Source organism: Niallia sp. FSL R7-0648, from assembly GCF_038007005.1.
In the GTDB taxonomy this organism is placed as follows: domain Bacteria; phylum Bacillota; class Bacilli; order Bacillales; family Cytobacillaceae; genus Niallia; species Niallia circulans.
In genome coordinates this window covers 3376520-3399946 of the sequence record NZ_JBBOWE010000001.1, presented here as the reverse complement: position 1 = coordinate 3399946, position 23427 = coordinate 3376520, and the positions used below count along the sequence as shown (strand labels likewise).

Here is a 23427-nt window from a genome sequence, read left to right as displayed (position 1 = left end):
CTATCATTAGTGAAAATGGAATACAATCATGCAAAACCCTTTGAATGATTATCTTGCTTGTATAAATTCATTAAAGCTGGACAAGGTAACAAAAAAGGGAGTGTTGGTATGGAAGGAGACAACCATTTACCTAATGAGTTTAACCAAGAGATGCATCAATTACTGGAGGATTTAGAGGCGGAACTTAGCGAACTAAAAAATACGCTGGATGAAAAAGATTGCTGTATTTTAAACGATTTTGAGGAAGTAAATAAGTTATTTAAAAGTATTCATCATCGTGCAGCTACATTTTATTTACAATTATATTTAAAGCCATATACTAAGAATTTAGAAATCCTTACTGCTAGCGCCCAAGCTCTTTCTGATAAACGACATGGAGCGTTAATAGCTATTAAGCGTAAGGATTCTTTAGACAGATTGATTCATTCTGGAATCCCCTTACATGCAAAATTATCTGCTTCTTTACTAGAAGCAATTTTTTATCCTGGAAACCCATTGCACGATGGGGGAGTGTTAATCGAAGAGGATTCGATTATTTCTGCAGGCAATATATTTCCAACTGCAAGTAAATTTAACGGCAAGGATAAATTAGGAACAAGACATAGAGCAGCCATTGGGTTAAGTGAAATATCAGATGCATTAGTGATTGTTGTGTCAGAGGAAACAGGGAGAATATCGTTTACATTGGGTGGAGCATTATATCCCATTCAGCCAGGTGATATAAATATGTAAGATAGCCAGTATAGAAAGAGAATTGGAAAATTTCGCATAAAAAATATATTATTTAAAATTAAGCAACTTAATATACGTTGCCCCTCCTTAGCAGCTGCAAGAATGGCTGAGACTTTTTAGGATAAACGAAACCACACTCGCCACATTAGGAAACAAAATGTATTCAGGCTGCGGGGGAATAACCACCATTATAACGATTGAAAAATAAAAATAATGGGTATCCAACCAATATTCAGATGACTATCTTTGGTTGAATACCCTTGCTAAGTATTTTCAATAGGAGTTTTAAAGAATATTCTTTAAGGTTTCTTGGAGGGTGCCTCTTGTTTCAGCATTTTTTTCAAAATGAATACCGGCATGCACCATTTTTTTTACTAACTCTGGTCTAAGTCCAGTAAGGATGGCGTTACAGCCCATCATCGAAATACCAGCTAATACTTTTTCAAAATAATCAATAACATCCATTTCCATTTTTGCTGTACCCGAAAGATCTATCACTAATGTTTGAATTTTTGAATCAGCTATATCGTTTAAAACTTTCTCTTCAATAACTTTAATTCTATATGAGTCAATGGTACCGATTAATGGTAAAACGGAAATAGATTGTTTAATCGGAATAATGGGAACAGATAAATGTTCAACCATTTTTCTTTGTTTATTCAACATCTCATCTTTATAATGCGAATAGCTAAGGAAAAAATTATTTAAAAATTGATCTATCTTTTCGTTAAATAATTTTTCCATTCCATAATAATCCTCGCGATTATGTATGATATCCTTTTCCTCATCAATCATGCTAATAAAATGCCATAAGGTTCTTCTGATGGCTTGGACCCATTCTAGCTTTAATTCTAAGGTCAAAGAGTGTTTAGCCCATGCAATTCCTTCTACTTTGGCAAAAGAAATTAAATCTGACTCTTGTTGATCTACTGTGTAAAATATCAGTTTTTTGGCATTTTTTAGCAAATCAATATTTCCTTTATTTAATATATCGGTAATTTTTATAGAAACATTTGTTGCTTCTGTCAATAATTTTTGATTGAAGGTGTTCCCATTCTCATTAATGAAATTTTTTAATTCGTCCTTTATGTACATTATTGTGTTCATTTTCGTTACTCCCATGGATTTAATTTAAGTATGAAATATACTAAACTACACAAATAATAGTTTTCGATAAACTACTTTACCCTATTATAAACATAATTAAACCCAAAATATTAAAATATTGATTTAAAGTTTAAAAAGAAGGAGATAAGCTGACTATATCACTTATCTCCTTCTTTTAATTTATTTTACTAATTCTAATGATATGTCTATTTTTTCTTTATCATGCTCTAATTGTTTATCCACATCATAGGCATAATACATATCATTTTTTATCATATAATTGGCGATTTTAGCATGATTGTCAATCGCTTCATTGAGTTGTTTCTTTAGGATTTCTCTTACTTGTGGAGAAGCTGTCTCTGTTATGGCAACAGCATATGTTCTTACCGTTGCTTTCGCAGAAATCAGCAGCTCTGTAGCAATTAACTCATCACACATTTTTCCAGTGGCCTTTAATTTATCCATGAAGCTCATTCCCATCACCCGTCCCTTTATTGTTTTAGAATTTCCTGTAGTTCTTTGATTGCTTTCTCTGAACTAGATACATCATTATCTAAAATTGCTTTTAAAGTATCATCATCAACCAGGGATTGTAATGCATAGGATTTTACGAGACAACTCTGTTTTAACGTCAGTACTTCATGTACTTCTAACGTTTCATGTATTGCTAATTTAGTAGAAGCCATGTTTTCTCCTCCTGTTGGACTTGTCTTTTCAGTATTTGATATATCCGCAATTGGATAGGCTTAAACCAATTTTTTTCATTTATGAATGAATCCTATCCGAAGGGAGCGATAGAGTCAGTTAAAGCACTCCAGTCTTTGATAGTTATTAAAATTTTTTGATTGCTTTCCTTTTCTTTACATAATAGTATGTAAAGGCTTACAGATTTGGTGTACAATAAATAAAAATGTAATAAGGGAGATGGGAGATTGGTACACAGTTTAACAAATGGTGCTTATAAGTTTTGCGAATGGGTAACACGACTAGCCTATGTAAATTTACTATGGATATTTTTTACATTTTTAGGATTAGGCTTTTTTGGATGGATGCCAGCAAGTATTGCTATGTTTTCCATTACAAAAAAATGGGTGAATGGGGAAAGGGATATCCGCATTTTTCCTCTATTTTGGGCCAGCTATAAGCAAGATTGGTGGAAAGGCAATATTCTTGGGATGATTTTCATGCTTATTTTCCTGTTACTTTATATGGATTTTCGGATTATCGGCATATTGGATGGCCCCACAACACTTCTTCTTTTTTTTATTTGTGGATTACTTCTTTTTTTTAGTACGACTTTTTTATATCTTCTACCAGTTTACACATACTACGATCTCAAGTTATTAGAATACATAAAATATGCATTTGTTATCGGGTTTCTACGTCCCGCCCATACAGTAGGAATCTTTATGGCTGTATTTTGTATAGCTTTTCTGGCATCACTTCATATAACGCTTCTTCTATTCTTTAGTATTAGTACCCTTGCATTTGTTATTACTTGGCTGGCTGCCAGAGCTTTTGGCAGTATTGATCATCGTTTAAAGAAAATGACCCAACAAAGGATTGTTTAAAAATGAAAAGGGGTTAACGATGAAACATTTCATTTTTTCTATTATAAATAAATACCGACAGTTAAAAATAAAGAAAAAGTTGACGTTAACCATTTTATTCATAATGGTTGGTTCCTTATCCTTTTTATTAATTGGATTTCAATATGCCTTTCATGTATACGATCAATTGTATTATCAAAAGACAACGGATGTCTTGCATATGTCATCCAAGCAATTAGAAAAAGAATTAAAAAGTATTGAGGAAGTCTCCTTTTCCCTCATGTCAGATAATAAAATTCAAAAAATTCTTTCGGAAATAAAGATGGACTCCAATCCTTACCAGCGCTATCAGCTGGATAATCAGCTTTGGGATCTGCTGACAGAGTACGTGGGCTCTTCAAAATATATTCATGCGATTCACATATTTGATGCAAATGGAAGGGAATATCGAGCTGGCGGATATACATCATCCATGATTTCAAACAAAAAGGAAAAATGGATTGAGATAGGAGAAGGAAAAAAAGGAGCTAATCAGTGGGTAACAGAGACAGACAGCAATAAGATCTTTGCTATTCGCAAAATCAGAACCCATCAGAACTTGAGTTTAGATAATTTAGGCACACTCCTTATTCAAGTCAATGTAGATAAAATTGTAGAAGACAGTGTATCAGAAAATAATAAAGTGACAAGTAATATGATGATTAGCGGAGAAGATAATCAATTCTTTTATAAAGGAATATTCAAAGAAATGGAAAATATTCCCTATTTGCCGAATCAGAAGGTCGGCTATGAAATTCAGTCAATAGGCGGTCAGAAATACTTTATTACACATACTTCTTCCTCCTATGTTAACTGGGTTTATTGGAATATTGTGTCATTTGATTCGATTATTGCAAAAGTGCAAACAACAAAATACATTATGCTGGCGATTTTCTTTTTGCTGAACTTAGTTGTTTTATTTATGGCAGTCGTTTTTTCTAGTAAACTGACAAAGCCGATAGAACAGTTAGTGTCTGCGATGAAAAATGTCCCAAAAGGAGATTTATCCATAAAAAATACATTGCAGCCTGTGCAAGCGAAAGATGAGATCGGCATTCTTACTGATCATTTTATCTTGATGATTGAACGTATTAATACATTAATCAAAGAAAACTATGAGAAACAATTATTAATTAAGGATACAGAATTTAAAGCATTACAGGCACAAATAAACCCCCATTTTTTATACAACACATTGGAATCGATTAATTGGCAGGCAAAGATGAATCGGCAAACTGATATTTCCAGTATGGTGGAGTCATTGGGTTACTTATTGCGGAATGCCATTAGTGCAAAAAATGATGCAGTTCTGTTAGAAGAGGAGATATTTATTGTAGATCATTATATAAGAATACAAAAATATCGATATGGTGACCGCTTAACTTTTCATAAAATGATACCTCCAGAGACGAAGAATTGCTATATACCTAAATTGATGATTCAGCCGCTCGTAGAAAATGCTATTCATTATGCGCTCGAACAGATGATAGAGCCTTGCAAAATAACGGTCCGTGCTGTTCTTAGAGAAAATAATTTGCATATTACAGTAGAGGATAATGGACCAGGAATGGAGGAGGAACTATTAGCAAAAGTTAGAAAGCAGGAAGTAAAAACAAGAGGAACTGGAATCGGCCTTTATAATATTGATTCACGGATAAAGCTTCTATACGGTGAGGAATTTGGTTTAATAATTAAAAGTAAACGAGGAACAGGAACACAAGTACATCTAATTATTCCAAATAAATGGCGGTGAGAACATGTATAAGGTAATTCTAGTAGATGATGAAAAAATCATTTTAGATGGCATTTCTAGTATTATTGACTGGGATATGTTACATACAAGGCTCGTGGGTAAGGCTGCCAATGGGATGGAAGCCTATCAATTAATTAAAAATTTACAGCCGCATATTGTTATTAGTGATATAAAGATGCCGGGATTAAATGGCGTTGAGTTAGTTTCTAAAATTAAAAAGGAATATCCTTCTATTCATTTTATCCTTCTATCTGGATTTTCCGAATTTCATTTTGCGAAAAAAGCAATGGAGTATGGAGTTAAACATTATTTATTAAAGCCTTGTAACGAAAAGCAAATTATGGAAGCGATTCAACAGACGATTAGTGAAATTCGGATGAAAGAAAAAAGAAAGCGTTACTTGCTAGAAATGAAAAAGAAAATGGATACTGTGCAGCCTTTTGTAAAAAAGCAATTACTGACAGAGCTTGTTACTAGTAAAAAATCAGAAAAAAACGTTTTAGCCTATTATCAAAGAATTTTTCATACTAGATTAGAAGGTAAGAAAGTTTTTGTTGTGCTGTTTCATCTCGAAGGAGATTTTAACTATGAACATTTATTTATGTTAGAGAATGTTGGAAGTGACATTTTTGGATCACCTATTCTATCGTCTAATATCGGAGAATATATTTTGTTTCTAGTAGATGAAAATAATGGCCAGGATGAATTACAAGAGAGAATTGAAGAGATCCGTAAAAATTTCTATGCTGTCTACGAAATGGATATGACGGTTGCTGTGAGCGGAGCAGGTCCTATTACATTAACGCGAAAACTTTATCAAGAAGCGCTTGAATGTCTAAGTCATCGTTTTTATTTAGGAGAGGGAAGCATAATAACAAAAAAAGATATTCAGCAGGAACAGGAAATAAATAACTTGGAATTTGGAGATTTACCATTGTTTTTAGAAATAAAATCAGGAAATTGGAATAAAGTAAAGCAAGAGATGGACGATATATTCCAGCAGATTGCAGCTAAAAGAGATCCGATTCATTTGACAAGAACCTATGTTATTCAACTTTTTCTCACCATGATCCAAACATGCTGGGCTAAAAGTCTGCCTGACTATATGGGGAAAATCTCTTATTTACTAGAAGTCGATAGCATTCAGGCCATGAAGGAGTTTTTACTCCATCATACAAAGGAAATCACCTTTATCTATTATGAAAAACATAAATCTTCTCAGTCGCATATAATCGAGCAAATGAAAGAAATAATTAATAGTGAATTAAGCAATCCAGCCCTTTCTTTAAAGTGGGTTGCTAAACAGGTTTATATGAATGCAGATTATCTAGGCAAATTATTTAAGCAAGAAACAGGGGAAAAGTTTTCGACATATGTGACGAGAATGAGAGTAAATAAGGCAATGGAAGAAATTCAGAAGACGGATGATGTAAAAATACTAACACTGGCAGAAATGATTGGATTCGGCGATAATCCGCAATACTTTAGTCAGGTATTTAAAAAACATACGGGATATACCCCTTCTGAATATAAGAACGCACGATAAAAAGCTCCTAATCTCTTTGGGAAAGAAGAGATTAGGAGCTTTTTACTGATGAATTTTCTAAAATAAATACCTCTGTTTTTTAAACAGGATTTCTCTATTTTTTATATTCCATCATGTGGTAATAACATTTAGAATCATGATGAAAGCACTTACAATAAAGAAGGAAGAGGGGGATTTGGTGAGGAAGATTCTCATTTTAGCCTTAAGTCTGTTTGTGGTAACAGCATTTAGCGGTTGTAGTGCATCTAGCAGTAACGAATCAGATGGAAAAAATGGCAGCGACAAGATTACCATCCGGTTTGCGTGGTGGGGTGGTCAGCCTCGTCATGATTACACAACAAAAGTTATTGAGATGTATGAAAAGGAAAATCCTAATGTGAACATCGAGCCAGAGTTTGCTAACTGGGATGATTATTGGAAAAAGTTAGCTCCGCAGGCGGCGGCAAACCAATTACCTGATGTAATTCAAATGGATATGGCCTATTTATCTCAGTACGGTGAAAAAGGACAATTGGAAGATTTAACACCTTATCTTGAAAATGGAACAATAGATACAGCAAATATTCCTGAAAATAATATTTCAGGAGGGAAAATCGATGATAGCCTTTATGGGTTACCAGCAGGTGTGAATGTATTATCCGTTATTTCCAATGATCGCTTATTAAAAGAGGCTGGAATTGAGTTTGACAGCCAAACTTGGACATGGGATGACTATGAAAAAACAGCCTTGCTGCTACAAGAAAAACTAGGAATCTATGGTTCGAATGGGATGCATCCCCCAGATGTATTCTTTCCGTATTATTTAAGAACACAAGGGGAGCGTTTTTATAAGGAAGATGGTACAGGGTTAGCTTACGAGGATGATCAATTATTTATTGATTACTTTGAAAGACAATTGCGCTTAATTGAGGCAGATGCATCTCCAACACCAGATGAACAAGCACAAATAAAAGGGATGGAAGATGATTTTATCGTAAAAGGTGCTACTGGATTTACATGGAATTACTCTAATCAATACTTAGCATTCTCTCAATTAACCGATGATTCTCTTACCATTAACTTTCCTCCAGCCCAAGAACAGGAAAGTGCCTTATTCTTAAAACCAAGTATGTTATTCTCTATTCCGAAAAGTTCGAAGGTAAAAGAAGAGGCAGCAAAATTTATTGATTACTTTGTGAATAATGTGGAAGCAAATAAATTGATTAAAGGAGAAAGAGGAGTACCAGTTTCTACTGAAGTATCTGAGGCAATCAAGCCAGAGTTAAGCGAGTCAGAAACAAAAATTGTCGAATACGTAGAAGCTGCGGCACAACATGCAAGCCAGGCAGATCCGCCAGATCCGATTGGAAGTGCAGAAGTAATTAAAGCACTGAAAGATGTTTCCGATCAAATATTATTTAAACAAATTAAGCCAGCAGAAGGTGCAGAGAAATTTAGAGAACAAGCAAATGAAATTCTAGGAAGAAATAAATAGAGAGCTCCTGTAGCCTTCTATTAAAGAACATTTTCATGAAAGCACATATCCAACCTTGACCAAATGCACGAAAAGTTCTATTTTGAATGATTCGTGCTTTATTTCTGATTAGAGAGGAGTTGTCTTCGTTATGAAATCACGTGCATTAAAAGATAATTTATCCGGATATGCTTTTATATCACCATTTATTATTGGATTTACAACATTTACGGTTGTTCCGATGCTTATTTCCTTATACTTATCCTTCACTAATTATGATTTATTTACAACCCCGACATGGATAGGGCTTGGTAATTATAAAGAAATGTTCTTTGGAGATGAGAAGTTTTGGAAATCATTAAGTGTTACTTTTTATTATGTACTTGCAGGGGTTCCTCTACGTTTAATGTTTGCTTTATTTGTAGCAATGCTTTTAAACCAAAACATGAAAGGAATAGGGATTTACCGCGTACTTTTTTATCTTCCATCGATTATCGGAGGTAGTGTGGCAGTTGCGATTATGTGGCGTAATATTTTTGGTAACGAAGGAGTAATCAATGCGCTATTGTTCTTTATGGGGATTGATAACAAGATTCTGTGGTATCAAGATCCGACAAGCGCTTTATGGACATTGATTCTACTTGCTGTATGGCAGTTTGGTTCTTCCATGCTTATCTTCCTGGCAGGACTAAAAAATATTCCGCCAACATATTATGAAGCGGCAAGTGTAGATGGCGCAAATGCTATTCGCAAATTTTTCAAAATTACATTACCGCTTTTAAGCCCCATTATCTTTTTTAATTTAGTCATGCAAACAATATCTGCCTTTATGACTTTTACACCAGCTTACATTATTTCTAAAGGGGAGGGTGGTCCTCTAGATGGTACTTTACTATACCCACTTTATTTATTCCAAAAAGCATTTAACTTTTTCCAAATGGGATATGCTTCTGCCATGGCATGGGTAATGTTGATTATCGTAGGCCTTACCACACTCATTTTATTTAAAACATCATCTTTATGGGTTTATTACGAGTCGAAGGAGGATTAATAAAGGTGGAGACATTTAAACAAGCAACCAATAATGTTATCGAACCAGACATCAGGCCAACAATAGAAAAGAAAAGAAAAAAGATCAGACCGAAAAAAATACTCTTTCATCTGATTACTAGCATCATTGCTATTATTATGCTCTATCCTGTTATATGGTTAATTGTGAGCTCCTTTAAAGAAAGTTCCTCTATCTTTGTTACTGCTCATTCGCTTATTCCGGAAAGATTTATTTGGACCAACTATGCAGATGGCTGGCAGGGAATTGCTGGACAGTCTTTTGGTACTTTCATTAAAAACTCCTTGATTATTGTTGGACTTTCCACCATTGGTGCGGTAGTTTCATCTGCGCTAATCGCTTATGGATTTGCGAGAATTCAGTTTAAAGGCAAAAGCTTTTGGTTTGCATGCATGATGGTGACGATGATGCTTCCACACGAAGTATTAATGATTCCTCAATATATCATCTTTGCCAAAATAGGCTGGATAAATAGTTTTAAACCAATCGTTGTTCCACAGTTTTTTGGGCATGCCTTTTTCATCTTTTTAATTGTCCAGTTTATTCGTACCATCCCTGTAGAGTTAGATGAAGCAGCTAGAATAGACGGGTGCGGCCGCTTTAGTATCTTCTTTCGCATCATATTACCTTTGATAACACCTGCGTTAGCAACATCTGCTATATTTTCGTTTTATTGGAAATGGGAGGATTTAATCAATCCAGTTTTATATTTAAATAAAGCAGAATTGTACCCTGTTTCTCTAGCTCTAAAATTATTTTTAGATACGGAGTCAGCATCAAATTGGGGAGCAATGTTTGCTATGTCTGTTGTCTCATTATTACCAGTTATTTTGATTTTCTTCGTATTCCAAAAGTATATTGTGGAAGGTATCAGTACAAGTGGCTTAAAATAGCAGCGGAAAAAAGAGATCTTTTCAGTTGAACATTTTCTTTATTCTTTACATGGAGGGAAAGAGATGGTTGATACAAGACTTTTGTTAGAAAAACAAAAAGTGGTTGGTTCGATAGAAAAGTTGATGGAGAATTTAGCGAGTATTAAAGATCAAACAGGTGAGTACTTACTACATTTTGATGGAGTTGTGGTGGATGATAAAAGCTGGGAAGTATGGAATTGGCCACAGGGTGTAGGCTTATATGGAATCTATAATTATTGGAAAATATCGAATGATCAAAAGGCAAAGCAAATAATCACAGAATGGTATTACCGAAGATTAAAAGAGGGAGTTCCACCTAAAAATGTCAATACGATGGCGCCTCTGCTTACCTTGGCATACCTATATGAAGATACAAGGGATCGAACGTATTTACCTTATTTAGAGAAGTGGGCTGACTGGGTGCTATATGAAATGCCAAGGACAAAAGAAGGTGGACTTCAGCACATGACCTATGGACCTGAAAATAAAAATCAGCTATGGGATGATACACTAATGATGACTGTTTTACCTCTTGCAAAAATTGGAAAACTGCTTCATAACCAAATGTATATAGAAGAAGCGAAAAAGCAGTTTCTAATTCATACAAAATATCTGTGTGATCGAAAAACGGGATTATGGTTCCATGGCTGGACGTTTGAGGGGGATCACCATTTTGCGGAGGCTCTATGGGCACGAGGTAATTGCTGGATTACCATTGCTATTCCTGAAATAATCGATTTGCTTGAACTGCCAAAGGGAGATTTCTTTCGTGAATATTTATTAGAGACACTAACTAGGCAGATAGAGAGATTAAAAGAATATCAACATGAAACAGGTATGTGGCATACCTTGATTACCGATCGATCCTCCTATTTAGAGGCATCCGCCACGGCTGGCTTTGCGTACGGAATATTGAAAGCAGTTCACAAAAGGTACATTGGCTCGGAATATAAAGAGGTTGCTTTAAAGGCAGTACAGGCAATTATCCAAGAAATAAATGAACAAGGTGCTTTACAAAAAGTATCAGTAGGAACTGGAATGGGAGAAACACTGGAATTTTATCGCCAAATTCCGATGACTACGATGCCATATGGACAGTCATTAGCGATTTTATGTCTATCCGAATTTTTATACAGTTATTGTTAGCAGAAAGTTATAAGGAGGAGGAAATAAATTTGCAAAAGTTATATCATGGAGCAGCCTTCTATCCAGAGCTATGGGATCAAGAAATTATTGAAGAAGACATCCAACTAATGAAAGAAGTAGGAATTAATGTGGTGCGTATAGGTGAATTTATTTGGTCCTTTATCGAGAAAGAAGAAGGAAATGTGAATGTTTCTTTTTTGAAAGAAGTGATTAAGAAATTGAAAGATAATGGTATTGATACTATCCTATGCACACCGACTGCAACACCGCCAATCTGGATGTCCTATCAACATCCAGAACGTATGCATGTAGATAAAAATGGTACTGTTATGAGTCATGGAGCAAGGCAGCATGTATGTACAAATAATGGCTATTTTCGTGAAAAGGCAGCCATTATAACGGAGACACTGGCAAAGGAGTTAGGTGAGCTGCCTGGTATCATTGCCTGGCAGTTAGATAACGAATTTAAATGTCATGTCGGAGACTGCTTTTGTGATACTTGTAAATCTGAATGGCATCGTTGGTTAAAACAAAAGTATGAAACAATTGAAAATTTAAATGAAGCGTGGGGCACACATATATGGAGCCAATACTATCAAACATTTGAACAAATTCCACAGCCTAAACAAACACCTTTTTTGCATAATGCATCTTTATTAACAATGTATAAATTATTCACACATGAAAAAATAGCAGAGTTTGCAACAGAGCAAGCCGCTATTATTCGTCAACATTCAAATGCACCTATTACACATAATGCAACAGTCTTTTTTGATCTGGATCAAGCATTATTGTTTGAAAATCTAGATTTTGCTTCTTTTGATACATATGCGGTCCAGGAAAATGCTAGTTCCTTTATGATGCTGTGTGATTTGTATAGAAACATAAAGAAAGATAGCCCATTTTGGCTGATGGAAACAAGTACTTCTTTTAGTGCATCACTGGAAAGATATGCAAATCCACATTTAGATGGTTATTTGCAGGCAGAAGCAGCATATGCTTATGCTGCAGGAGCTGAAGGTTTTTGCTACTGGCTTTGGAGACAACAGCGAAGCGGTTGTGAGATTTCTCATGGATCTGTTATTAGTGCTTGGGGAAATCCAACAATTGGTTATAAAAATGTATTAGAAGTAGAACGAATTCGAAAAGAATTAGAACCGCTTCTGCTTCATACGAGGCCAAAGCAAGCAGAGGTGGCGATTTGCTATTCGGACCAGGCTAAAGCCTATTTTCAAACAGAGCCATTTAATGGAGTTCAATATAAACAGATTTTAACGAGTTTTTATGAACGCTTCCTTTCTTTGGGCATTCAACGTGACTTGATTATGGAAAAAGCAGACTTAGATGGTTATAAAATATTGTTTACCCCATTTATTCCTTATCTTTCAACAGAGTATATAAAAAGAGCCGAAACATTTGTTGAAAAAGGAGGGATTTGGATTGTGGGCCCGCTTACCGGAGGACGTACGAGTGAACATACTATCCATACAGATTGTGCACTTGGAGAGCTAGAAAAGGCAGCAGGTACGGAGGCTTTATTTACAAATCCATTAGACGGAACGAATACATTAGGGGAAGCGTTTGGAATCACAGCAGAGTTAGGCTTATGGAGCACTATTTTTAATACCGAAAAAGAAGGAAATATAGGCTTAATCAAAGAAGGACTAGGTGCTGGAGGAACATTTATCAAAGAGACTAAAAGGGGCAAAGGAAAAATAGTTATGCTTGGCAGTTTTCCCCTTGGCAAATCAGGAGAAGAAATGCTGGAGGCATTGATTCAGCATTATGCAGAAATAGCTGCTATAAGACGGGAGATAAAAGCCACTCCTGGTACTGTTCTTATCCCGAGAATCGGAGGGAATGCCACTTACTGGGTTGCGATAAATATGGATGGAGGAACTGGTGACATAACCGTGCCAGAAAATAGTTGGGAGTGGAAAAGTAAGAAAAAATTAGTGGAGGGAACATATAAAATTCCGGCCTATAGCTACAAAATAATAATGTCCCAAATATAATGCTTGTAGCTCCTAATAACAAAGTGGTATTAGGAGCTATCAATCTAATTATGTTGTATTTTCACATAAGGATGTGGTAAAAGGGGACTTTTAGATGGTTGATATATAGGGAAAGTTCCTTTATAATCGAAAATAACAACGTTGTTATTTTCAATTGTACTCTCTATTTATTTTGATCCTCGATTGTAAATATTGCACAGCAGATAGCTTCATTAATTTATTAATAAAATGTAAACGTTTTCTATTGTGTGTGCTTATAGTACTTTCCATGTATACAAAGTTTCTTGATGTGGTTAAAAACAACAATAAGTTTATGTTAGGCAGTAATCAAAATGGTTAAACAATAAGGAGGAAAAATTATGAAGAAGAAAACATATGCATTAGTGGGAACAGGTGGACGGGCGGAATTTTTTTATGGAGCAGTTGCGCGAGATTTTCGAGATACTGCAGATTTAGTAGGTTTTTGTGATTTAAATCAAACGAGAATGGATTATGCTAACCATCTATTAGAATCAAAGTATAGTTATAAAAAGGTTCCAACATATACAGCAGATCAATTTGAACAAATGCTGAAAGACCAAACCCCAGATTACTGCATTGTTACAACAATGGATCGCACCCATCATACATATATAATAAAAGCGATGGAATTGGGATGTGACGTTATTACAGAAAAGCCATTGACGATTGACGAAGAAAAGGCACAGTCTATTTTAGATGCAGTGGAACGTACAAATAGAAAACTACGAGTAACTTTTAACTATCGCTATGCTCCCCATAATACCAAAATTAGAGAATTAATTGAAGATGGAGTAATTGGAGATGTGCATGCTGTACATTTTGAATGGCTGCTGAATACAGAGCATGGAGCTGATTATTTTAGAAGATGGCATCGCGATAAACGGAATAGTGGCGGCTTGCTTGTTCATAAATCAACTCATCATTTTGATCTTGTTAATTTCTGGCTGCAGTCCTATCCAGATACTGTTTTAGCAATGGGGGACTTGATGTTTTATGGAAGAGAAAATGCGGAAAAACGCGGAGAAACTAAGTTTTATCAAAGAGCTTATGGCAGTAAATATGCAAAATCGGATCATTTTGCCTTACACTTAGAAAAAAATGAGCACTTAAAGGAAATGTATCTGAATGCCGAAAAAGAAGATGGATATCAGCGAGATCAAAGTGTGTTTGGAGATGGTATTAGCACAGAAGACACATTAGGGTTAATAGCTAAGTTTAAAAATAAAGCGATTCTCACTTATTCTTTACATGCTTATGCACCGTGGGAAGGATTCAATGTTGTTTTTAATGGATCAAAGGGCAGATTAGAAGTCAACGTAGTCGAAAAATCATATGTTAATTCAGGAGGTAATAAGGAAGAGGAAGGAGCCTTATCTTCAAAATCTATTACTGTGCATCCCATACTAGGAAAACCATATGAAGTAGAGATAGAAGAGGGAGAGGGTGGTCATGGTGGAGGAGATCCAATATTGCTTCGCGATATATTTGGGGAGCCTGTCGAAGATCGGTTTCATCGTGCCGCCACCCATATTGACGGCGTGAAATCTATTTTAACAGGGATTGCCGGAAATATTTCTATAAAAACTGGCATGCCAGTAAAACTAGATTCATTGGTGAACTTTTAGATAGAGTGTTAGTTTGACAGGAGGAAATTTCTATTTTCATAGAAGTTTCCTTTTATTATCTAGGAGATTTTTGTGCAGGAATTTGTAATTTTTAATTCTGGTTCCATAAAAATTTTAGTTTCTACTTCTTCGTCGTTAATCACTTTCATCAATATTTCAATTGTTTTTTCACTAATTTTGTCTAGTGGAACTCCGACTGTTGATAGGGGTATATCAAAATGCTCTAGTGCTGGAAAGTTATCATAACTAATTATAGAAATATCATTTGGTATGGATAAGTTAGATTCATAAATAGCTTGAAGAGCACCGCGCGCAAGGTCATAGCTCCCTGTAAGAATGGCAGTTGGCCGTTTGGCTAAAGTTAGTAATTGCTTAGCAGCCTCATAGCCGTCATATTGTTCAAAATTATTCACTCGTATTTTTTGAAAAGAATAAGTCGGTAATTCCAACTCTAAAATCGCCTGTTCAAATCCCTTGACCTTTTCTTTTTGCAGTTTATCACCTTCTACATCTCCAATATAGCTAATGTAACGATGCCCCATCTTATAAAGATATTGCGCAGCTTGATAAGTTGCTTTTTGGCGATTTACATCAATAACAGGATAAGGAGTTTGCTTATTGGCTAGTCCATGCATGACAATAGGAACATCTGAATAAGAAGAAACGATGGATTGACTAGAATCAAATACTAGTATGGCATCTACTTGATAGCGGCTAAAGATTTTTAAAGCAGACTCTACTTCATTTATAGATATCAATGTTGTATAAGAAAGCTCCTCCAATTCCTTGTTAATAGTTGTAATAAGCTTTGAGAGAACGGTTTGTTCAATGGTAGGCCACACAACACCAATAGTAAAGGATTTTTTGGAAACAAGGCTTCTAGCTGCAATATTGGGTTGATAACCTAATTCATTAGCAACTGCCATAATGAGATCCTTCGTAGGTTTCTTTACTAATGGACTATCACGAAGTGCCTTTGAAACGGTGGAATAGCTTACTCCAGCACTTTTAGCTATATCTTTAATAGTGACACTCATCTTCATCCCTCCGATTCATCCATAAATAAAAATAACAACGTTGTTTTCATTTTATTATATCCACTGCTTTGCTTTTTAACAAGAAGGCCTCTTCGATAGAAAGAAACTTGATAAATTAGTGAATATTATTTTGATTCGAAGTTTACTGATTTTTCTTGTATAGTATGCCTGATAAAGGTATAATAAATTTATCTTACAAAGAAAAGAGGTGGGAAAGGATGTTAAGTTCAACCGTTTTAGTGCAAGGTTATATGATGGAAAGTCTTTATATTAACCGTGCGAAATTTGCGATTGTAGTTGTTAACGGGATAAGTGTGTCCTTTTTTAAACAACTAAATAGCAAATTAAAACGGTGAAAACATCTCTTACCCACATCTAATGGACGGTAAAAGGAGTGCATTTTCATGCGCTCCTTTTTGCATAGATTTATAAAAATCAAAAGTCTTTAGAAAAGTACATGGAAATTTTTTATAGTTATAGATGTAGAGGGTTATATGGATAGAAAAGAAGATAGGTCTTTTCTATAACAGATAAGTCATGGAGAAGTTGTTTTCCATGGCTTTTTGTGTTGCTTTAAATGGACTGGAATCGTCCGTTTAGAGGTTGGGAAAAGAGATAATCATAACAAAGGAGAGCGGTAAAATGATTATTTGCAGCGTAAATAAGATAGCGAAAATGTATGGAGGAAATACCATATTTGAAGATATTTCTATAGAGATCAAGGAGAAGGAAAAAATAGGTCTTGTTGGCAGAAACGGAAGTGGAAAGACAACCCTGTTTAGGCTTCTAGCTGGGAAGGAAACACCAGATGCTGGGCAAATTCATTGGAAAAAGGGCATGAAAATTGGATATTTAGAGCAAATACCAGAATATAAACCAGAATGGATGGCAAAGGATGTTTTAAAGCAAGCATTTTCAAATTTAGTTATCATCGAAGAGAAGATGAAACAGATGGAACAGGAAATGGCGAAGGACAATTCTCCAAGCCAATTACAGCTTTTAATCGAGGAGTATGGAAAACTGCAAGAGTTTTTTACAAATGCTGGCGGATATGAGATGGATGCCAAAATTGAAAAGATTGTAAACGGGTTAAACATTCAACATTTAGTAACCAAAAAATATGGAGATTTAAGTGGAGGAGAACGAACTAAAATTGGTTTAGCCATGATTCTTCTGGAAGAACCAGATTTCCTTTTATTAGATGAGCCGACGAACCATTTAGATTTAATGGCAGTGGAGTGGCTAGGAAGATTTCTTCAAGATTATAGTGGAACCATTTTACTTATTTCTCATGATCGCTACTTTTTAGATGAAGTAATTCAAAAAGTCATCGATTTAGAGGATGGAGAAGTAACGACCTATCATACTAATTTCACCAATTTTACGAAGGAAAAGGAAGAAAGACTTTTAAGAGAATTCCAAGCTTACGAGGAGCAGCAAAAGAAAATCAAGAAAATGAGGGAAGCGATTAAACGCTTGCGTGAATGGGCCAATCGTGCCAACCCGCCTAATGAAGGACTGCATAAGCGTGCGCGAAACATGGAACGGGCTATAGAGAGAATGGAGAAATTGTCTCGGCCAAATATGAATAGAAAGAAAATGAATTTTGAAATGGAATCAAGTGATCGAAGTGGCAAGGATGTGATTCAACTTCGTAATGTTTCCAAAAAATTTGGAGAGCAAATCCTCTTTCAAGATGTACAGATGAAGATTAGCTACAAGGATAGGGCAGCTATTATTGGAGAGAATGGCACAGGGAAATCAACTTTATTAAAAATGATTCTTCAGCAAATCAAGGCAGATGAAGGAGAAATAAAGATCGGTAGTAATGTTAAAATCGGTTATCTTTCTCAGCATACCTTAACAGAAATGGAAGGAGAAACAGTTATCGAGGCTTTTCGAAATGAAGTATCTGTGACAGAAGGGGAGGCTCGACATATTTTAGCGCAATTTCTCTTTTATGGATATTCTGTTTTTCGAAAGACTGCCAATTTAAGCGGCGGAGAAAGAATGAGGCTGCGATTAGCACAGCTGATGCATCAAGAAATTAATCTGCTTGTATTAGATGAACCAACGAATCATTTAGATATTGATTCTCGTGAAGTATTGGAAGATGCTCTAGAGAATTTTGATGGTACTATTCTTGCTGTTTCCCATGATCGCTACTTTTTAAATAAGCTTTTTCGAAAGATTTATTGGATTGAGTCACAAGAGATTCAATGTTATGAAGGAAATTATACGTATGCGCGAGAAAAGTCACAGGAAAGGAAAAGGACACAAGTGCCTATAGACGAAACAATAACATCGAAAAAGAGGATGCAGCCGATTAAGAAAAGACAAAGAACCGAATCTGCCGTTAATCCAGTGGATTTGGCAAATGAACTGGAAGGATTGGAGAAGGAGATATCAGAAGTAGAGAGAAGAATAGAAACAGAGACGGAATGGGAGAGCTTAGCGCAATTTTTATCGGAAAAGGAAAGGCTGGAAAGAAGATGGGAGGAACTGTATACCCTTATGAATAGCAAATAAAAAGGAGAAAGGCTGCCAAGACTCAGCCTTTCTCCTTTTTACATTAATTATTGTGCACAACGCTTACGAATATATCCTTTATCTTTATGATAGAGAACTAATGCAATAATTAAAATGATGGCAGATATCCAGATAGCTTTATTGCCAAATTGAGTGGTTGTAAACGTTCCTAGTAGCGCTCCGAAAATAAAAGAGCCAATTATAAGGGAAAACTCTTTAAATTGGATTCTTGCCTCTTGACTTTGTTTGATAAAAGCAGCATAAGCCGCTTGTGTCGCAGTTCGTAAATTACCAGTAGTCATAGTAGAATTATAGGCCCATTTATCGAGTTTATTAAAAGTAGATATTTGTAAGGAAGATACAAAAGAAATACTTGTTGTCACAATAATGTTTGGTATAGATGCCGGCAAGAAGCCAACGGTAATTAAGACAATACATTCCAATATTAGAATCGAACGTCTATAGCTGTATAAGATCTCTCTTAAAGAAGGAATCTTCACAATTTCTGAGACTAGGACTCCTAAAATAAAAGCTATTAACGGTGGAATATAATGAAGGGATTCTCTCCATTCGCCAGTCGCTGCGTTCACTGCAAACAAAACAATATTCCCTGTTTGCGCATTGGCAAATACGCCGTCCCTGCTAATAAAGGTATACGCATCTAAAAAGCCGCCAACCATTCCCAATAAAGCGGCTAAGAATACAGAATTAGAAGATAAAGAGGGAATTGGTTTTAATTTATCAATCATGGTATTACGCTCCTTGCGAGATAATTCTTTCCTGAAAGCTATAAGGAAAAACATTACTATCTTAACATAAATCGTTTCAGGAGGATTTGAATAAAAACCGAATTTTTTATGGATTTATATATTAAACGCTTTCTCTTTGTTTTAAACAAAGTAAAAAATGTCAATTATTTTTTTTCTACTTTTTTGATAGTAAGTACGTGTGAATAACATGTATGTTTGTAATGAGTACAAATAACAAAAAGTAGAGAAGGAAAGCTATTGCCAGATACTGTGACAATAGCTTACAATTTAATCAAAGTAGAAATTATACTGGTCGTAATACGAAATAGTTGTTTTAATAAATTAATGAAGAAAGGCATAGGATGATATGAAGTGGACTAAATGGTTATCCCTCCTGCTTATAATAGGCGGAGTATTTTTTATTGGGTATGGCGTTTGGAATATAATGGATACGAAAGCGCAAACGGAGAACTCTTTATCCGAAGCTAAGGCAGCCATTAACAAGGGGAATGAAAAGTGGGTGGATAAAGAAAGTAAACGTTTTGTCCCATCTATTGGAGATGCTGTTGGGCTATTAGAGATTGACAAAATTGATGGGGAGTTACCAATTGTGGAAGGGACAGATCCAGATGATTTGGAAAAAGGGGTCGGACATTATAAAGGCAGCTTCTATCCAGATGAAAATGGACAAATCGTCTTATCGGGCCATCGTGATACGGTTTTTAGGAGAGCAGGAGAATTAGAAATAGGAGACGAGCTTAAAATTATTTTGCCATATGGGGAATTCTCTTATCAAATCACTTCTACTAAAATAGTCGAGGCCGATGATCAATCGATTATTACACTAGATGATTCACAAGAAGAACTTATCCTGACAACATGTTATCCATTTCGCTTTGTAGGCAATGCACCGCAGCGTTATATTATTTATGCTAAAAGAATATAGTGATTATACCAACTCTGTAAATGAAAAAATACTCGTAACAGCAGATAAGAATCTACACATATTATCTTAATACGTACACCACTTAGTTATTAGTGGTGTATTTTTTATCTGCTACATTTTAAATGCATAAAAAAATTATTAAAGGCGGAACTTTACATAATAAAATTCGTATTATTAATATCTAATTTATGCTTTATAAATTAGATAATGTTTCTAAATGGAAGGGGAGAGATGAGATGGCATGGCTGCTTCTACTTACCGCTATTATGGTTTGGATTATTTTATTTCTGCGCACAAGACTCACCTTTAAATTTGGTGTATCTCCTAAAGTATTAGAGATTCAGCCAATTAAAGGGTTAAAAAAACTAAGTGAAGACCTAGAACATTCTCTTACTAGAAGTTATATGGAAAATGTAGAAGAACGAGTAAGGAGGGAGAACAAGTTAAGAGAAAATGAGTATGAATGGCGCTTACTTGATTTAAAACGATATTTTGTTTTAACCTCTCTTTTAAAAGAATCTCCTATGTTTAGCGTGAAAGTTGATGAATTATGGCATCAGATGCTCATGTTTACCCGAGAATATAAGGATTTCTCCCATAAATACTTAGGCTCTACTCTCCATCACAGTCCTAATGTAAAGGGGAAATCTAATCCTGATCTACGGGGATTCTTTGATTGGGTTTATGCAGAGCTTTTTCTTATAAGAAAAGAGAATATCTATTTATATAAGGGATTTTTTCGACATCCAGTTCATCCAACTATTATCGAAGACTTTAAAAACTTAGCTGAAGACGACTTATTAAATCGATATTTTAAAACGGACACGAAATATCATACTACTGTTTATGCGCTGATTACCGCTATGAAAAAGTCGGTAAAGAAGGTTAGAGATTATCAAAAAAGTACCATCTATGACAAAATGAAAAAAAGTAAAAGGGAACAAAAATTCAATTCCATGCTTATTCCTTACTTATCTGTTTCTTATTTTCATTACGCTGAATTTTCCAGTTATATGAAAATGAGTAGTGATAGTTCAGCAAGCTGCACTAGTTGTGGAACTGGGTCGGTATTCTGTTCGTCTGATAGCGCTTGCTCCTCTGATAGCTCCTGTTCAAGCTGTGGTGGAGGTTCTGATTAGTAGAAGAAAAAGATAGATAAAGCATATGTCTATCTTTTTCTATTTTAGGAAAAATCTATTCTAAATTAGCATGCTTCCCATACATTTTACTGGAATCCAATACTTTTATTTCCATGTATTTTAAAATCACACTATCCAAGACGATAAGGAGTAACTGTTCGAATAAGGAACCCATTGGTTGAATACTTTTCGCTTCTTTATTACCTCGATCTTTTGGTGAACCAGGCATTTTAATAACTTGGTCAGCCAGTTTCCCAACAGTAGAATCAGGAGAAATAGTTAGGACTGTAATATTCCCACCAATACTTTTTGCTTTTTCTACTATGGTTAGAATACTTTTTGTTTCGCCAGAACCGGTTCCTACGATGAGAAGGTCATCCTTTTCATAGGTAGCAGTAACCGTTTCTCCAATAACGTAAGCATCAATTCCCATGTGCATCATTCGCATTGCAAATGATTTAAGCATAAATCCAGAACGACCAGCTCCATAAACGAAAACTTTTTTTGATTGCAGAATACGCTCGACAAGCTTTTCTAAGTCCTCATTTGCAATAAGTGCTCCTGCCTGCGTTAATTCCTGAATGACTTGGTCAAGATAATCGCTTGTTTTCATTTACTTATCCTTGAGCAATTAGTTCTTTAAATTTAGAAGCAGCTTCACTTAAGTTCTCTTGGCTAGTAATTCCCCCACCAACAATAACTAAATCTGGTTGAGCAGCAATAACTTCTGGCAATGTTTCTAGTTTTATGCCACCTGCAACAGCAGTTTTCGCTTTTTTGACAACACTCTTAATTGCTTTTAAATCTTCAAAAGAGTTTTTGCCAACTGCTTGTAAGTCATAGCCAGTATGAACACAAATGTAATCAACACCAAACTCATCAAGTTGTTGTGCGCGTGTTTTAATATCTTTAACAGCGATCATATCGACAAGAATTTCTTTGCCAAGCTTTTTCGCTTCAGCAACTGCACCTTTAATAGATTCGTCTTCAGCAACAGCTAAAATAGTGACAAGGTCAGCACCAGCATTAACTGCTTGGATTACTTCATAACCAGCTGCATCCATAATTTTTAAGTCCGCTAATACAGACAAATTAGGAAAAGCTTCTTTTACTTGCTTAACAGCGTGAAGGCCTTCATTTATTACTACAGGTGTACCAATCTCAACGATATCAACATATTGTTCAACCTGAGAAACAACCTCTATTGCTTGTGGGATATTAACTAAATCTAATGCTAATTGTAATTTCATTTTGTTTAACTCCTTTTCTTTTTTTTCATTTTATCTTGCACGCAGAATACTGGAAATATGTCTAATTTCTGTACAACCGTTATTATACGTTTTATAATCCATTTAAGTAAGTACGCACTTTTTTTTTATATAGTGTCTAAAAGTATACTAAGTATCAATTAAGGAAAGAGGAATGATGATGGAACGAATGGCAGGCAAAGAATTTAATTGTGAGAAAGAACTAACCTTAAGTATAATTGGTGGAAAGTGGAAAATGTTAATTCTTTGGCATTTGGGTAAGGAAGGAACAAAGCGCTTTGGAGAACTAAAAGCTTTAATTCCCGGAATTACACAGCGTATGCTTGTCAACCAATTGCGTGAGTTAGAAAATGACTATATTGTAAAACGAGTTGTTTATCCAGTTGTCCCTCCAAAAGTAGAATATTCCTTAACAGATGAAGGAAAATCGCTTATGCCTATTTTAGATGCTATGTATAGCTGGGGACGAAATTATATGGATACGGTACTTGAAAGTCCTCCTGTGATAAAGGAATTAGAATCGATAGACAAATAATGTTAGGATAGTAAATAATGAACGAGAGGATATGTGACAGTATAAGCACAGAGAGTGACTCTCAGTGCTTATATTATAGAAATGGGAATATAAATCTTGGCTACCATTTTAATATTTTTTATTGATATAAAGCTCTTCCTATGGTATATTCTACATATGCTAGTGCAATCGTTTGCACGAAAAGGTGAATGATAGAACAATTTTTTTAATATAAAATGATAGCGTTTACCATTATTGTGCTAAAAATAACGGAG

General features: G+C 35.1%; 22 protein-coding genes. 15 read left to right on the top strand and 7 right to left on the bottom strand.

Going from position 1 to position 23427, the window contains the following annotated elements; genetic code table 11:
* The first annotated feature begins 108 nt into the window (after nt 1–108).
* Nucleotides 109–732, top strand: a complete 624-nt coding sequence (gene cdaS / locus NSQ89_RS16780; RefSeq protein WP_047942320.1) for a sporulation-specific diadenylate cyclase CdaS — start codon at nt 109–111, stop codon at nt 730–732.
* 285 nt (nt 733–1017) lie between these two features.
* Here cdaS and NSQ89_RS16775 read toward each other — a convergent pair whose 3' ends face one another.
* The 3 genes from NSQ89_RS16775 to NSQ89_RS16765 form a co-directional block, all read right to left on the bottom strand.
* Nucleotides 1018–1839, bottom strand: a complete 822-nt coding sequence (locus NSQ89_RS16775; protein WP_047942319.1) for an STAS domain-containing protein — start codon at nt 1837–1839, stop codon at nt 1018–1020.
* A 180-nt stretch (nt 1840–2019) separates the two neighbouring features.
* Nucleotides 2020–2304: a spore coat protein gene (locus NSQ89_RS16770; protein ID WP_053215677.1), complete on the bottom strand. Its 285-nt coding sequence runs from the start codon at nt 2302–2304 to the stop codon at nt 2020–2022.
* 26 nt (nt 2305–2330) lie between these two features.
* Entirely contained in the window at nt 2331–2525 is a 195-nt protein-coding gene (locus NSQ89_RS16765; protein ID WP_047942318.1) for a hypothetical protein, read from the bottom strand.
* A gap of 246 nt (nt 2526–2771) precedes the next feature.
* Here NSQ89_RS16765 and NSQ89_RS16760 point away from each other — a divergent pair, with 246 nt between their 5' ends.
* From NSQ89_RS16760 to NSQ89_RS16720, 9 genes are all read left to right on the top strand, one after another.
* Nucleotides 2772–3410: a YesL family protein gene (locus NSQ89_RS16760; protein ID WP_047942317.1), complete on the top strand. Its 639-nt coding sequence runs from the start codon at nt 2772–2774 to the stop codon at nt 3408–3410.
* Nucleotides 3411–3429: 19 nt separating this feature from the next.
* Complete coding sequence (locus NSQ89_RS16755; protein ID WP_341132934.1) at nt 3430–5181, top strand: sensor histidine kinase; 1752 nt, start codon at nt 3430–3432, stop codon at nt 5179–5181.
* A gap of 4 nt (nt 5182–5185) precedes the next feature.
* Entirely contained in the window at nt 5186–6727 is a 1542-nt protein-coding gene (locus NSQ89_RS16750; RefSeq protein ID WP_061799107.1) for a response regulator transcription factor, read from the top strand.
* A gap of 178 nt (nt 6728–6905) precedes the next feature.
* Nucleotides 6906–8201, top strand: a complete 1296-nt coding sequence (locus NSQ89_RS16745) for an ABC transporter substrate-binding protein (RefSeq protein WP_047942314.1) — start codon at nt 6906–6908, stop codon at nt 8199–8201.
* A gap of 130 nt (nt 8202–8331) precedes the next feature.
* Nucleotides 8332–9231 carry a carbohydrate ABC transporter permease gene (locus NSQ89_RS16740; RefSeq protein ID WP_047942313.1) on the top strand — a complete coding sequence of 300 codons (900 nt, stop codon included), beginning with the start codon at nt 8332–8334 and terminating at the stop codon, nt 9229–9231.
* A gap of 38 nt (nt 9232–9269) precedes the next feature.
* Nucleotides 9270–10142 carry a carbohydrate ABC transporter permease gene (locus tag NSQ89_RS16735; protein ID WP_047942359.1) on the top strand — a complete coding sequence of 291 codons (873 nt, stop codon included), beginning with the start codon at nt 9270–9272 and terminating at the stop codon, nt 10140–10142.
* Nucleotides 10143–10205: 63 nt separating this feature from the next.
* Nucleotides 10206–11309, top strand: a complete 1104-nt coding sequence (gene bglB / locus NSQ89_RS16730; RefSeq protein ID WP_095258641.1) for a beta-galactosidase BglB — start codon at nt 10206–10208, stop codon at nt 11307–11309.
* A 29-nt stretch (nt 11310–11338) separates the two neighbouring features.
* Nucleotides 11339–13324, top strand: a complete 1986-nt coding sequence (locus NSQ89_RS16725; RefSeq protein ID WP_186325706.1) for a beta-galactosidase — start codon at nt 11339–11341, stop codon at nt 13322–13324.
* 359 nt (nt 13325–13683) lie between these two features.
* Nucleotides 13684–14970 carry a Gfo/Idh/MocA family protein gene (locus tag NSQ89_RS16720; RefSeq protein WP_341132933.1) on the top strand — a complete coding sequence of 429 codons (1287 nt, stop codon included), beginning with the start codon at nt 13684–13686 and terminating at the stop codon, nt 14968–14970.
* Between the two features lie 59 nt (nt 14971–15029).
* On the opposite strand, the gene NSQ89_RS16715 is transcribed toward NSQ89_RS16720, so the two are convergent.
* Complete coding sequence (locus NSQ89_RS16715; RefSeq protein WP_176473299.1) at nt 15030–16007, bottom strand: LacI family DNA-binding transcriptional regulator; 978 nt, start codon at nt 16005–16007, stop codon at nt 15030–15032.
* Nucleotides 16008–16225: 218 nt separating this feature from the next.
* On the opposite strand from NSQ89_RS16715, the gene NSQ89_RS16710 reads away from it, so the two are divergent.
* Both NSQ89_RS16710 and abc-f read left to right on the top strand, forming a co-directional pair.
* Nucleotides 16226–16363 carry an RAxF-45 family protein gene (locus NSQ89_RS16710; protein ID WP_162837580.1) on the top strand — a complete coding sequence of 46 codons (138 nt, stop codon included), beginning with the start codon at nt 16226–16228 and terminating at the stop codon, nt 16361–16363.
* Between the two features lie 286 nt (nt 16364–16649).
* On the top strand, nt 16650–18536 hold the full coding sequence (gene abc-f / locus NSQ89_RS16705) for a ribosomal protection-like ABC-F family protein (RefSeq protein WP_095258651.1): 1887 nt from the start codon (nt 16650–16652) through the stop codon (nt 18534–18536).
* A 47-nt stretch (nt 18537–18583) separates the two neighbouring features.
* Here abc-f and NSQ89_RS16700 read toward each other — a convergent pair whose 3' ends face one another.
* Nucleotides 18584–19285, bottom strand: coding sequence for a YoaK family protein (locus tag NSQ89_RS16700; RefSeq protein WP_047942306.1), 702 nt, complete (start codon nt 19283–19285; stop codon nt 18584–18586).
* Between the two features lie 367 nt (nt 19286–19652).
* Between NSQ89_RS16700 and NSQ89_RS16695 the strand changes: the two genes are divergently transcribed.
* Together NSQ89_RS16695 and NSQ89_RS16690 are read left to right on the top strand one after the other, a co-directional pair.
* Nucleotides 19653–20231 carry a class D sortase gene (locus NSQ89_RS16695; protein ID WP_047942305.1) on the top strand — a complete coding sequence of 193 codons (579 nt, stop codon included), beginning with the start codon at nt 19653–19655 and terminating at the stop codon, nt 20229–20231.
* Nucleotides 20232–20467: 236 nt separating this feature from the next.
* Nucleotides 20468–21370, top strand: coding sequence for a hypothetical protein (locus NSQ89_RS16690; protein WP_047942304.1), 903 nt, complete (start codon nt 20468–20470; stop codon nt 21368–21370).
* Nucleotides 21371–21425: 55 nt separating this feature from the next.
* Here NSQ89_RS16690 and hxlB read toward each other — a convergent pair whose 3' ends face one another.
* Together hxlB and hxlA are read right to left on the bottom strand one after the other, a co-directional pair.
* Entirely contained in the window at nt 21426–21983 is a 558-nt protein-coding gene (gene hxlB / locus NSQ89_RS16685; RefSeq protein WP_095259297.1) for a 6-phospho-3-hexuloisomerase, read from the bottom strand.
* A 4-nt stretch (nt 21984–21987) separates the two neighbouring features.
* Nucleotides 21988–22620: a 3-hexulose-6-phosphate synthase gene (gene hxlA, locus NSQ89_RS16680; protein ID WP_341132932.1), complete on the bottom strand. Its 633-nt coding sequence runs from the start codon at nt 22618–22620 to the stop codon at nt 21988–21990.
* Nucleotides 22621–22798: 178 nt separating this feature from the next.
* On the opposite strand from hxlA, the gene NSQ89_RS16675 reads away from it, so the two are divergent.
* Nucleotides 22799–23173, top strand: a complete 375-nt coding sequence (locus NSQ89_RS16675; RefSeq protein WP_047942300.1) for a winged helix-turn-helix transcriptional regulator — start codon at nt 22799–22801, stop codon at nt 23171–23173.
* Nucleotides 23174–23427: the final 254 nt, after the last annotated feature.